9 protein-coding genes are annotated in these 12,690 nt (G+C 53.5%); 3 read left to right on the forward strand and 6 right to left on the reverse strand.

The genetic code is table 11. From position 1 onward, the window contains the following. Positions 1–533, reverse strand: a 533-nt coding sequence (locus tag Q0711_RS01190) for a class I SAM-dependent methyltransferase (protein WP_298614203.1), incomplete at its 3' end; no start/stop codon positions are given. Positions 534–662: 129 nt separating this feature from the next. Here Q0711_RS01190 and Q0711_RS01195 point away from each other — a divergent pair. From Q0711_RS01195 to ctpA, 3 genes are all read left to right on the forward strand, one after another. Next, positions 663–2,114 (forward strand): TolC family protein, encoded by a 1,452-nt coding sequence (locus tag Q0711_RS01195; protein ID WP_298614205.1) that lies wholly within the window; start codon positions 663–665, stop codon positions 2,112–2,114. Next, positions 2,114–2,977, forward strand: coding sequence for a tRNA pseudouridine(55) synthase TruB (gene truB, locus Q0711_RS01200; protein ID WP_298614207.1), 864 nt, complete (start codon positions 2,114–2,116; stop codon positions 2,975–2,977). Before Q0711_RS01195 ends, truB begins: the two co-directional genes overlap by 1 nt. A 65-nt stretch (positions 2,978–3,042) precedes the next feature. Then, the gene (ctpA, locus tag Q0711_RS01205) at positions 3,043–4,281 is read left to right on the forward strand and encodes a carboxyl-terminal processing protease CtpA (RefSeq protein ID WP_298614209.1); all 1,239 of its coding nucleotides are present in this window, start codon (positions 3,043–3,045) and stop codon (positions 4,279–4,281) included. On the opposite strand, the gene gor is transcribed toward ctpA, so the two are convergent. From gor to Q0711_RS01230, 5 genes are all read right to left on the reverse strand, one after another. Then, complete coding sequence (gene gor, locus Q0711_RS01210; RefSeq protein WP_298614211.1) at positions 4,268–5,653, reverse strand: glutathione-disulfide reductase; 1,386 nt, start codon at positions 5,651–5,653, stop codon at positions 4,268–4,270. The genes ctpA and gor overlap by 14 nt on opposite strands. Positions 5,654–5,694: 41 nt before the next feature. Continuing rightward, positions 5,695–7,020, reverse strand: a complete 1,326-nt coding sequence (locus Q0711_RS01215; RefSeq protein ID WP_298617566.1) for a permease — start codon at positions 7,018–7,020, stop codon at positions 5,695–5,697. A gap of 21 nt (positions 7,021–7,041) precedes the next feature. Then, the gene (locus Q0711_RS01220; protein ID WP_298611305.1) at positions 7,042–7,284 is read right to left on the reverse strand and encodes a thioredoxin family protein; all 243 of its coding nucleotides are present in this window, start codon (positions 7,282–7,284) and stop codon (positions 7,042–7,044) included. A 431-nt stretch (positions 7,285–7,715) separates the two neighbouring features. Continuing rightward, positions 7,716–11,267, reverse strand: coding sequence for a methionine synthase (metH, locus tag Q0711_RS01225; protein WP_298976610.1), 3,552 nt, complete (start codon positions 11,265–11,267; stop codon positions 7,716–7,718). Positions 11,268–11,340: 73 nt separating this feature from the next. Next, the gene (locus tag Q0711_RS01230) at positions 11,341–12,687 is read right to left on the reverse strand and encodes an O-antigen ligase family protein (RefSeq protein ID WP_299041345.1); all 1,347 of its coding nucleotides are present in this window, start codon (positions 12,685–12,687) and stop codon (positions 11,341–11,343) included. Between the last annotated feature and the right edge of the window lie 3 nt (positions 12,688–12,690).

The following is a 12,690-nucleotide window of genomic DNA, read 5'->3' on the forward strand; positions in this document are numbered from 1 at the left end:
AAGTCTATTTGCAGCAGTTGCCAGGCGGTTTCGGTTTCAAAGAGCCAGAAAAAGAGGGCAATTGCCGGCCACAGGAGGGGGACTTGGGGAGGATGAAAATCAATCAGGGCAAACCAGCCACCGGGCTTAAGAACCCGCCACACTTCCGCCAAGACAGCATGCAGCTGCTGCGGGGTCATTTCGTGGAGCGCCATGCTGGTGTGTACCAGATCAAAGGTGGCATCGGCAAAGGGCATCTTCTCGGCAAAAGCTTCCACGTAGGTGGCTTGGGGCACCCGCTGTTGGGCACGGGCGATCGCCCGCGGCGAGGCATCGAGGCCTGTGACCCGATCAAAAGCCTCCCCTAAGGCTTGAGTGACAACGCCGTGGGCACAGCAGAGGTCTAGAACAACGGCACTGCGGGGTAAGTTCAAATCTTGCCAAGCCAAGCGATGCAGGCGATCGCTTCCCCCCACTGCAAGGGCGGCGAGGGCGCTAATTGTGTCGTAAAGCCAAGGGTACCGGTAGCTCCAAGTGCGTAAAATTGTTGCCACTGTGTCGATTACAGGTGTTTTGGAACTTGAGTCAAGTGTAGCGCCTTTTCGGGAGTAGTTCCTTAAGAGAAGGACTGTTATAGTTTTAGGGGTAAAGAATTCGGAATTCTCACGGCGTCGGGAGGGAACATGGGTCAACCATCCATCTGCCAACAAAGCGGTCTGCTGCTGGGAAGCCTTGCGGGCATCTGGATCGCCATGGGCGGGGGGGCGATCGCCCAATCCAATCCTACGGCAACCGATCTGTTGCCCCTCAACCCCAATCCCGATCCGCTCTATCTCCCCAGTCGTCCCGATCAAGTGAAAATTGACCTAGATCGACCCATCACCCTCAACGAAGCCCTTGAACTTGCCCGCCGCAATAATCGCCAACTGCAGATCCTTGAGGCACAACTGCAACAAAGTCGGGCTGTCCTCCGCCAGGCCAAAGCAGCGCTCTATCCCAGTATTTCTTTCCAGTTGGGCATTAATCGTACGGATTCAGCAGCAATTCGCCTGCAAAACGCCACACTGCCCCCACCTGCCCGTCTCAACACTACCAGCAATACTTGGAGCAGCACCGTGCAGTTGGGATACAACATTTTCACCGCTGGCCAGCGGGAGGCGAGTATCAAAGCAGCCCAGGAACAGGTGCGCAATGCCGAACTGGATCTTCAGCGGGAACTTGAACAACTCCGTCAGGAGGTCACCAATGCCTATTACAACATCCAACAGGCGGAAGCTCTTGTGCGCATTAGTGAAGCAGCAGTACAAAACTCGCAAATCAGCTTGCGGGATGCGATTGCCCGTGAACGCGCCGGCTTGGGAACCAAGTTTGATGTTTTGACGGCGGAAGTGCAACTGGCCAACAACCAGCAGCAACTAGTGCAAGCCCAAAGCCAACTGCAAACGGCTCAACGCCAACTGGCGCAGGTGCTCAGTCTCAATGACAAGGCTAATGTGCGGGCGGCCGACCCAATTCGAGTGGTTGGGGAATGGACACTGTCCCTTGAGGAAAGTATTGCCTTGGCCTGGCGCAACCGCGTGGAATTGGAACAGCAACTCACTCTGCGGAATGCAGCACTTCAACAGCGGCGGGTTGCCCTGGGGAATCTGGGTCCCCAATTGGTTGCCGGCGGCACTTTTAATACATTGGACAACTTAGACGATGCGGTTGCCCCCCGCTGGGGCTACACCGTTGGCGGCCAGCTAAACCTGACCCTTTTTGACGGCGGGGTCTCCCGGGCCAGTGCTGCGCAGCAGGAAAGTGCTGCGGCTATTGCCGAAGCCCAGTATGCCGCCTTTCGCAATTTGATTCGCTTCCAAGTGGAGCAGGCCTACTACACCCTCAAGTCCAGTCAAGAAAATATCCGCACCAATGAGGTGGCGGTGCGCCAAGCAACTGAGGGACTCCGCCTTGCCCGTCTGCGCTTCCAGGCGGGTGTGGGCACCCAGGCGGAGGTGAGCAATGCGGAAACCGCCTTAGTTCGCGCTCAGAGCAATCTGCTGAGTTCCACCGTGGAGTACAACCGCGCGATCGCTGCCTTGCAACGCTTTGTCAGTGGTTTACCCCTCAGTCCCGAGAAGACCACAACGCCTTGATGTTTGGTTTTTTGAATCTCAATAAACCCGCCGGCTGTACTTCCCACGACTGTATTAACGCGCTGCGAAAGCGGCTGCGGCTCAAACGCATTGGTCATGGCGGCACCTTGGATCCCATGGCCACCGGGGTGTTGCCGATCGCCCTTGGATCAGCAACGCGGCTTCTTCCCTATTTGTGTAATCGCAAAGTTTATATTGGTACGGTACGCTTTGGCATCACCACGACCACCGATGACATTACGGGTAACATTTGCCAAGAGCGGGCGGCCGATCACCTCACCCTTGCCGCCATTCAGGAACATCTACCGCGGTTTATTGGCCAAATTGAACAATTGCCCCCGGCCTACAGTGCGATTCAAGTGGGGGGGCAGCGACTCTATGCTTGTGCCCGTGCCGGCGAGGTAGTGAGCGCCCCGCCGCGGACTGTGGAAATTTATGCTATCGAGGTCTTGGATTGGCAAGCGGGTTCCCACCCCGAACTTACCCTGCGCATTAGCTGCGGGAGTGGTACCTATATTCGCGCCCTTGCCCGCGACTTGGGAGCCGCCTTGGGAGTAGGGGGAACTTTGGCAACTCTGCAGCGCATTGAAAGTGGCGGCTTGAGAATTGAGCAGAGCCATTCTCTAGAGATGATTTCCCCGGAGCATTTACCTCTGCACCCTCCCCAGGAGGTTCTGGCTCACCTCCCTTGGCAAGAGCTAGATGAGGCGCAACTCCGGGACTGGTATCAGGGTCGTGCCGTTGTTTGCACGGGGCTACCGCCGGCCCAGAAGGTTATTGGCGTAACGTTTGCCGGTACTGCTGTGGGGATTGGCGTGAGCGGGGGCGATCGCCTGTATCCCAAGGTTGTCCTCAAAAATTAACTGTGTTTTCCAAAACATTTTTCTAGTGCTAGCTTAGGAAAAAGAAGTCATCCACAGGTGGAGCAATGGGGGTTCGTTGGCTACAACGTCTCATTTGTTTTTTCGTTATTCTTGTGGCGCTTTGGGGGATTTTCCCCTCTGAAATCGCGATCGCCCTCACAGAGGAACAAAAACTCCTTAATGAGGCGTGGCGCATTGTCAACCAAGCCTACGTTGATCCGTCCTTTAACGGCCAAAACTGGTGGCTGGTGCGCGAAAAAGCCTTGAAGCGTCCCCTCCCCAATCGTGAGGCCACCTATGAGGCCATTGAAAAGATGCTGGCCACACTTGAGGATCCGTTTACTCGCCTCCTGCGACCTGCCCAATTTCGCAGCCTCCAGACAACCACTGCCGGCGAATTAACCGGCGTTGGCTTACAAATTAGCACCGACCCGGAAACCGGCGTCCTTGAAGTGATTGCCCCCATAGATGGTTCTCCCGCTGCCAAAGCCGGTATTCAACCAAGAGATCGCATTCTTGCCATTGATGGCATCTCCACCACCAAGCTCAGCCTCGATGAAGCTGCCGAACGAATGCGGGGAGCAGTAGGTTCCGCCGTCCATCTGTTGCTACAACGGGGCAGTAACGCCCCTCAAGACATCACCCTGCAACGGGGACATATTGAAATTAATCCGGTGATTGCCGAAGCTCGCCAAGTGCAGGGGCACACCCTTGGCTATATTCGCCTCAGTCAGTTTAGTGCTATGGCGGCCAACGAAATGCGCAAGGCCATTGAACGGCTAGAGCAGCAAGGGGCTGAGGAATATATTCTTGATCTGCGCAATAATCCAGGGGGGTTGCTGCAGGCAGGAGTAGAAATTGCCCAACTTTGGCTCGATTCAGGGGTAATTGTCTATACCGTTGATCGCCATGGAATTATTGATAGCCTCAATGCTAATGGGGAAGCCCTCACCCATGATCCGTTGGTCGTCCTCGTAAATGGTGGAACAGCCAGTGCCAGTGAGATTTTAGCCGCTGCCCTTCAAGACCATGGGCGTGCTCGCCTCGTGGGCGATCGCACCTTTGGTAAAGGCTCAATTCAGTCTCTTTTTAACCTCAGCGATGGCTCTGGGCTGGCGGTGACCATTGCCCACTACGAAACTCCTAACCACCACAACATTGACAAAGTGGGGATTGGGCCAGACCGACAAGTGCTTGAGGCGCCAGAGAGCTTGATGGCCATGGGCACCCCGGCGGATCCCCAATATCTGGCGGCTCTAGAATTACTGCACACTCCCATTCAAGTTGCCACTAACGCAGCGTGACAAACTCCTCCGCTGTCGAGGGGTGAATCGCCATGGTGGCATCAAAGTCCTTCTTGGTGGCGCCCATTTTCAGGGCGATCGCGATCCCTTGGATAATTTCAGCGGCGTTGTCCCCCACCATGTGGGCACCTAACACCTCCTCCGTATTTTTCTCCACCACCAACTTGACGATCACCTTTTCATCGCGACCTGTGAGGCTGTGGTACATTGGGCGAAAGGCGGTGCGGTAGATCTTGACATTCTCTTCCCCCAACTTTGCCTTGGCCTGGGCCTCCGACAGCCCCACTGAAGCTGCCTCCGGTTGGGAAAATACTGCCGAGGGAATATTCTCATAGCTGAGGGTGCGGGGCAGGTTGCCGAATTGGGTATCGGCAAAGGCACGTCCTTCAGCAATGGCAACGGGGGTGAGGTTGACGCGGTTGGTGCAGTCCCCCACGGCAAAAATGTGTTCTTGGTTGGTGCGATAGTATTCATCCACCGCTACAGCCACAATCCCCTGACGATTGGCACTGAGGTGCACCCCCGCTTGATCGAGACCCAGTCCCTGTAAGTTGGGGGCACGTCCCACCGCACAGAGTACCGTATCCACTTTGGTTTCACACGCTTGCCCCTGGTGTTCGTAGTGAATGCGGATATTGCCCTTCTTGGTGAGCTTCAAGCCGGTAATGTGGCAGCGGGGACGAACGTCAATGCCGTGGCGCAGCATTCCCTCATAGACCCCATCTTGAATGTCTTGGTCAAAACCCCGCAGTGGGCGATCGCCCCGCAGAAAATGAATCACTTCCGTGCCTAACCCCTGCATGATGCCCGCAAACTCAACACTGATGTAGCCACCGCCAAGAATGGCCAGGCGCTTGGGCTGCTTGGGCAACAAAAACATCTCCCGCGAGGTAATGCTGTATTCAATGCCCGGCACATTGGGCTTAATGGCTTCGCCCCCCACGGCAATCAAGATTTTTGCCGCTGTCACCCGCTGTTGTACCTGTCCTTGGCGATCCACGAGTTCTAGGGTATGGGGATCAGCAAAGCGGGCAAAAAAGGGCAGCAGTTCCACCCCGGCTTTGGCAAGGTGGCTAATATGCATTTGGCTGAGACGATTCACCTCTTGGTTGACCGCTTGAATCAGGCGCTCCCAGTTCAATTTAGCTTCAACGGGACGCCAGCCATAGCCGACGGCATCTTCAAAAAGATGCCTAAACTTAGAGCCATAGACCATGAGCTTTTTCGGAACACAACCCCGAATGACGCAGGTACCGCCGACTCTATCCCCTTCGGCAATGGCCACCTTAGCGCCGTAGGAGGCGGCTCGTTTAGAGGCCGCTAGGCCACCGGAACCTGCACCAATCACAAACAGGTCGTAGTCGTAGCTCATCCTCACTCCCCAAAATCTAGCCTCAGTCTAGCGAATCTGCGTCAGCCCCAAAAGTAGCCATAGCCAATCCCCGACAGCGTTGCCATTAGCACGACCAATGCCACGTAGGCAATTGTTTTGCGCCAACCAATGATTTGGCGGATAACCAGCATATTGGGTAAGGATAATGCCGGCCCGGCTAGGAGGAGCGCCAGGGCGGGGCCTTGTCCCATGCCATTGGCCAATAGGCCTTGGAGGATCGGGACTTCCGTTAGCGTGGCAAAGTACATAAATGCACCGGCGATCGCCGCTACGAAATTTGCCCCTACGGAGTTACCGCCCACTGCTTGGGTAATCCATTGGCTGGGAATCAAAGCTTCACTCCCCGGCCGACCGAGGAGAGCCCCGGCAATGAGTACCCCCAGCAACAGGAGGGGGAGAATTTGCTGAGCATACTCCCAAGTGGATTCAAACCAAGCCTTGGCTTCCCCCCGCGCGGTACTGGTCAGCCACCCCAAACCCACAATGCCGGCACTAAAGGGAACCAGTGGCTGGGAACCAAATCGCCACGCCAAGACGGCGGTCACGCCGACAATGAGCAGCACTTTGGACGGGTTTAGGTGGTACCAATACACCAAGAGGCCACCGAGAATTAGCCCTAGAAATCCCGTGAGCCACCACTTACCCAGGGCGATCGCCTGCCAGAGAAAGACATCGCTGGTGGGCTGTGCCCAGTTGGCAAAGACAAGAATTCCCACTAACACCGCAAAGAAGATCACCTGCTGCCAGAGGGGACGTGCGGGTTCATCGCCGGCCAAGGGCGTACTCGTGGGGGAAGAGGCTGCAACTGGGCTGGGAAAGAGGGCTTGCATGATTAACCCAATGACCACACTAAAAAGAATGGCGCCGATTGCCCGCGCCACCCCCAAAGACAGCCCCAAAACCCGTGCCGTGAGAATGATTGCCAACACATTAATGGCGGGCCCCGAATAGAGGAAGGCGATCGCCGGCCCTAACCCTGCTCCGCGGCGATAGATACCCGCAAAGAGGGGCAAAACTGTACAGGAGCACACCGCCAAAATCGTCCCCGACACGGCCGCCACGCCATAGGCCAAAGTCTTAGGAGCTTCTGCCCCCAGATACTTCATGACGGCCTCTTGGCTGAGAAAGACAGCGATCGCCCCGGCAATAAAAAAGGCCGGCACTAGACAGAGAATGACATGCTCTTGGGCATACCAGCGCACCAAGTACAGTGCATTCCAGAAGGCAGCATGGAGGCGCGGCCACTGCTGCAACTGCTCAACGGGCAAATAAAAGCACAAGAGAAAGACGCCAACAATTGCTACTAGGGATTTCCACTGTCCCTGCCAAAAGGTACTGCCTTGCATTGCTCTCTCCTTTGGAGATCCCTAGTGGGGAAGCAACGGGACAATTTCATCGGCACTCAGGACTTTGCCCTGGGAGACCACTTGACCATTGATCCGCAATGCGGGGGTGCGCATCACACCACAGTCGGCAATCACCAAGGGATCGGTAATGTGGTTAACGTTGGCCGTTAAGTTCAACTGAGCCAGGGCAGCACGGGCATTGGCCTCCAATTCGTGGCACTTTTTACAGCCTGTACCCAAGACATCAACCGTGAGTTCACTCATAGGAACTTTCCTAAACCAGTTTTTCTAACCCCAGCGTAAACCTTATACCTAACTATAGGGTCAAGGGACTTGAACAGTGGGTTGAAATATCACCAAGACTATGCAATAGCCTCCAATATCGAGAGATGGGTAACCATAGATGAAACCGCTTTGGCGTTAGGGGGGTCGATCACGATGCTGCACCGTTGGGAGTCATTAGGGAAATTGGGTGGCGAACGCACGGCGGGCGACCATCGTCCCTATGACCTTGCAAGCTCAAGCCGCGGATGAGATGCCCAAGCCGCACCGTTGCCTACGCCCGTATTTCCAACTACGCTCAGAAAGACGATTTGGAGCGGCAAGCCCATGAGCCTCGCCCCGAAAACGTGTAGGCGAGCTATTTCGCCAAGGCTGCAGGCACCGCCCCTTTTAAGTAGCTACAAAAATAAGGCCTAAACGCTGAAGTACTTGGCCGTCGGATGGTAGCAGATAATGGCGGTGGTGGATTGCTCAGGGTAGAGTTGTTCACTTTCGTCCATATACATGCCCATGCGATCGCTCTCCAGAAGTCGAAGCAGCGTATATTGATCCTGCATATTGGGACAAGCAGGGTAGCCAAAGCTATAGCGGGAACCTTGGTAACGCTGCGCCAAAATATCGCGAATGGACGTGGGATCTGGTGTACACCTCAACTCGCGGCGAATGCGGGCATGGCACCACTCGGCTAGGGCTTCCGCCGTTTGCACCGCCATGCCGTGGAAGTAGAGGTAGTCGGTGTATTGATTGGCGGCAAATAATTCCTGCGCCACTTGGGTGGCAATTTCCCCCACGGTGACGGCCTGCATGGGAAAGACATCAATGATGCCCGATGCCACAGGGGCAAAAAAGTCGGCAATGCATAGACGGCGGCCGCTCTTTTGGCGGGGGAAGGTAAACTGGGCGATCGCCCGCTCAGGGACACAGGCACTTCTCTCCCCTACCCGCTGTGGATCGTAGATATAGACGGTGTTGCCCTCACTTTGGCAGGGAAAGTAACCATAGATCAGTTCAGGATGGAGAAGGTTTTCAGCGAGGATACGCCGTTTCCATTCCTCAAGGATGGGGTAAACCTTCTCGGCAAGGAAGGCCTCGTAGGTGGCGCGGTCTTGATCCTTGGGCTTGCGAAACTGCCACTGACCGGCAATTAGGGCTTGGAGGTCGAGGTAGGCAAAAACTTCTGGAAGGGGAATCTGATCCGCCTTGAGGTGACGAATGCCCCAGAAGGGGGGCGTGGGGCGGGGAATATCCACAGCCACAGCTTCAGAGCGGCGGGTATCCACTATTGGGGGTATCTCAGGTTCGGCAACGGCGGTGGGTTCGTCAGCGATCGCTGGCGTGTCCCTTTCCTCGAGCACAGAGACACGAGTGTCATCTAAAAATCCTTGGCGATCGTCCCACAGACCCGCGGCCTTGGCACTCATGAGCCGATCCATAAAATGCAAATCGGCAAAGGCATCCTTCCCGTAGATCACCTGACCGTGGTAAGTGGACTGGCAATCCTCATAGACAAACCTGGGTGTGAGAGCAGCTCCTCCCAAAATGACCGGAACCGTAATGCCGCGCTCATTAAAGACCTCCAGGTTTTCCTTCATGAAGGCAGTGGATTTGACCAAAAGGCCACTCATGGCGATGCAGTCTGCCCGGTGCTCTTCGTAAGCTTGGATGATATTTTCAACGGGCTGTTTAATCCCCAAGTTAATTACGCGGTAGCCGTTGTTGGTGAGGATAATATCCACCAAGTTTTTGCCAATATCGTGGACATCCCCCTTGACCGTGGCAATGACAACCGTGCCCTTGGCCGTGTCCCCTGTGGCGGCTTTCTCCATAAAGGGTTCAAGGTAGGCAACGGCCGCTTTCATGGTTTCTGCGGACTGGAGGACAAAGGGAAGCTGCATCTGCCCAGCGCCAAAGAGTTCGCCCACCACCTTCATGCCATCGAGGAGGAACGTGTTGATAATTTCAAGGGGGGAATACTTTTCAAGGGCTTTGGCAAGGGTGTCTTCAAGACCAAGGCGATCGCCATCAATGATGTGGCGCTTGAGCCGCTCTTCAAGGGGCAGGTTCTCCACCTGCGAGCGATCCTGTTGAGTGGTTTTGCCCTCAAACAGCCGCGTGAGTTCAGCAAGGGGGTCATAGACACACACGTCCCCCTCAAAGCGCCGCCGATCATAGATGAGATCACGGCACACCTGCTGATGCTCTGGGTCAATTTTGGCCAGGGGCAAAATTTTGGCCGCACTGACAATAGCAGCATCCATGCCCGCTTGCATCGCCTCATGGAGAAACATCGAGTTGAGGACTTGGCGCGCTGCAGGGTTCAAACCGAAAGAGATGTTGGAGATGCCGAGGAGAATGTGGCAGTCGGGGAGTTCAGCACGAATGCGGCGAATAGCAGCAATGGTTTCGCGCCCGTTGACCCGATCCTCCTCAATTCCTGTGGAAATGGGCAACGCCAAGGGATCAAAGAAAATCTCGTAGGGGGGAATGCCGTAGTCAAGGGCAGCTTTGTAGCCACGTTCGGCAATGGCAAACTTTTTCTCGGCGGTTCGCGCCATCCCCTCTTCATCAATGGTGCCGATGACCACCCCTGCCCCATAGGTTTTGGCCAATTCCAGAACTTTATAAAAGCGGGCTTCGCCGTCCTCAAAGTTGGTGGAGTTCAGCAAGCACTTACCCCCGGCCACCTTTAAGCCTGCTTCCATCTTTTGCCATTCGGTGGAGTCAAGCATCAAGGGCAGGGTAACGTTGGTAACCAGCCGTGAGACCAACTCCCGCATATCGCGCACCCCATCGCGACCCACATAGTCCACGTTGACATCCAGAATGTGGGCACCTTCACGCACTTGGGCGCGAGCAAGGGCAACGAGGCCATCCCAATCTTCGGCGTTGAGGAGATCGCGGCACTTTTTCGAGCCACTGGCATTGAGCCGCTCGCCAATAATCAGGAAGGAATTCTCCTGATCGTAGGGTTGGGGACTGTAGATCGAGGCGGCAGCAGGCATCCGTTGGGGAGTGCGGGTCTTTGGTGTCAGGGTGGCCGCAATTTCTGCGAGGGCAGCAATGTGATCGGGGCGTGTGCCACAGCAGCCGCCAATCACCTGCACACCGAAATCTTCAACAAAGCGGGTAAGGGCAAGCCGCAATTCCATTGGGGTTAGTTTGTAGTGGGCGTGACCGCCGATGTTTTCTGGCAAGCCGGCATTGGGAATACAGGAGATAACAAAGGGAGAGTGCTGCGAGAGATAGCGGATATGTTCCGTCATCAGGTCTGGGCCGGTGGCACAGTTGAGTCCCAAAATATCAATGGGATAGGGTTCCAGAATCGTGAGGGCAGCACCAATTTCGGAACCCACCAGCATGGTGCCCTGCTGTTCCATGGTCACGGAGACCATGAGGGGGCGGCGTTCGCCTCGCTCCCGAAAGACGGCCATCACGCCATTGAGCGCCGCCTTAATTTGCAGTACGTCTTGGCAGGTCTCAATAATAAAGAGGTCAACCCCGCCATCAAAGAGACCAGCCGCCTGTTCGCGAAACGCATTGTAGAGGGTGTCGTAGTCAATGTGGCCAAGGGTGGGGAGCTTTGTGCCTGGTCCCATCGAGCCAGCAACGAAACGGGGTTTGTCGGGGGTACTAAATTCGGCGGCAACAGATTTGGCCAGTTCCGCGGCTTTCTTGCTGATTTCGTAGGCGCGATCGCCCAAATTGTACTCGCTGAGAACAATTGAGGATGAGCCAAAGGTATTCGTTTCAATGACATCTGCTCCTGCTGCCAAAAAATCACGATGCACCTTGGCCACTGCCTCTGGCTTGCTAATCACCAGATATTCATTGCAGCCTTCGTACTCCTTACCACCAAAGTCCGCTGCCGTCAGATTTTGCGCCTGGAGATTCGTACCCATTGCCCCATCAAAAACAATGACACGACGGGGTTCCGCGTGGAGATACTCAAGAAATGCCATAGACATCCACCAAGGCCAGCCAACTGAAACGAGAGAGTCTCCTAAATTTTAGTCCTTTGGGGAAAGGCGCGATTCTTTCTTAGGATGCAACACTACCACTGCGCTCAGGCTTCTGTAAGCACTTTGCTCTAAACCCTATCCCCATGGCCACCCCCCAGAGTAGCCAAACCAAGGAACTTGACTTGAAATCAACCCAAGTCTGACCCTCAAACAGTTGATGAATAAATATACCCCACTGGGTAGCAAGTAGAGCAGCGCCTAAAGCTGAAAGCAAGGGGTGATGGCTTCTGTAAGCAAACCAGGCACCAACGCTGGTAGTAGCCCATAGGGATAGCCAGCTAATTAGACCGAATATTCCCACATCAGCAACTATTTCTAAAAACACATTATGGAGATAGACAAGAGCAAATTCCACAACATTTAACTTGGGATAGAAGAGATGGACAATACTAGATTTTTCAACTATGCCTGAGCCTGTAAACATAAAGTCATTAAGCATTAACCAGCCGTAAAGCCACATCCTATTTCGCTCAATAAATGAATATCCAAAGGGATTTCCAAAGGCTCTTAGAATAGATTGTACACTCTCAGGATAAATGAATAGAAATATTAATATTAGAAGAAGTACAGGAATTAATTTGAGTAGGGGTTTAATGGAAAGAGGGACTCGCAGGATGAGAAGAATTAAAATGCTAATAACTACAGCTGTAAAAGAGGCACGTGATTGCAATAAGATAAGCATGCATGCGCTGGTCACCACACCCACTAAGGTTAACCATTTCAGCCACTTAGGCAGTTCTCTTGTTTTGGGGAAAAGCCACCAAACTAAACTTGTTGGTAGTAGGATAACTATTAGTGCAGGAAAATAGTTTGGGTTATAGCCCCCATCTTCAAATGACCTTGGTGGAGGTAAAATCTTATATATCCCCTCAGGTATAAATGAAAACTTACGAGAGTAAGAAATAGTAAAAAATGGAGCAGAAGAGGCAAATAATATCAGTAATAAAGTTAAAAATAAAATTATTCCCAGACAAAATTGGTTTAATCTTTTATCAGGAACATGACTAATTAAGTGGAAAAATAATAAATACATATTTACACTAAAGAGGAGCACAAGGTAGCTTGATCTTGGAAGGTCTAATTCACCGGTTAATAGAATAGAAAATAGGACAGAGAATAGAAATAATCCCAAAAGCAGTCTAGAAATACTGGTCAAAGGAAGATTTAGTCTATATCTTGCTCTAGTCAATATTTCCAAGCAATAACTCAGAATGCATAGAGCAATTAAGCCAGCAACAACAAAGTAATCATAGGGCAAAATAAGTCGGACTCCACCAAGCAGTAAGGCTGTGATCAAGAAAAAATGAATTTGGTATGAAAAAATCAGGCTAGTGATATTTTTTACAATAGCAGAAGAAAAATTCATAGT

This window comes from uncultured Thermosynechococcus sp. (genome assembly GCF_937958135.1).
Classification (GTDB): domain Bacteria; phylum Cyanobacteriota; class Cyanobacteriia; order Thermosynechococcales; family Thermosynechococcaceae; genus Thermosynechococcus.

Excerpts from the sequence above, each read along its gene's own strand:
- Q0711_RS01215 (WP_298617566.1), bottom strand. The coding sequence starts at position 7,020 with ATGCAAGGCAGTACCTTTTGGCAGGGACAGTGGAAATCCCTAGTAGCA.
- Q0711_RS01230 (WP_299041345.1), bottom strand. The coding sequence starts at position 12,687 with ATGAATTTTTCTTCTGCTATTGTAAAAAATATCACTAGCCTGATTTTT.
- gor (WP_298614211.1), bottom strand. The coding sequence starts at position 5,653 with ATGAGCTACGACTACGACCTGTTTGTGATTGGTGCAGGTTCCGGTGGC.
- ctpA (WP_298614209.1), top strand. The coding sequence starts at position 3,043 with ATGGGGGTTCGTTGGCTACAACGTCTCATTTGTTTTTTCGTTATTCTT.
- Q0711_RS01220 (WP_298611305.1), bottom strand. The coding sequence starts at position 7,284 with ATGAGTGAACTCACGGTTGATGTCTTGGGTACAGGCTGTAAAAAGTGC.
- truB (WP_298614207.1), top strand. The coding sequence starts at position 2,114 with ATGTTTGGTTTTTTGAATCTCAATAAACCCGCCGGCTGTACTTCCCAC.
- Q0711_RS01195 (WP_298614205.1), top strand. The coding sequence starts at position 663 with ATGGGTCAACCATCCATCTGCCAACAAAGCGGTCTGCTGCTGGGAAGC.
- metH (WP_298976610.1), bottom strand. The coding sequence starts at position 11,267 with ATGTCTATGGCATTTCTTGAGTATCTCCACGCGGAACCCCGTCGTGTC.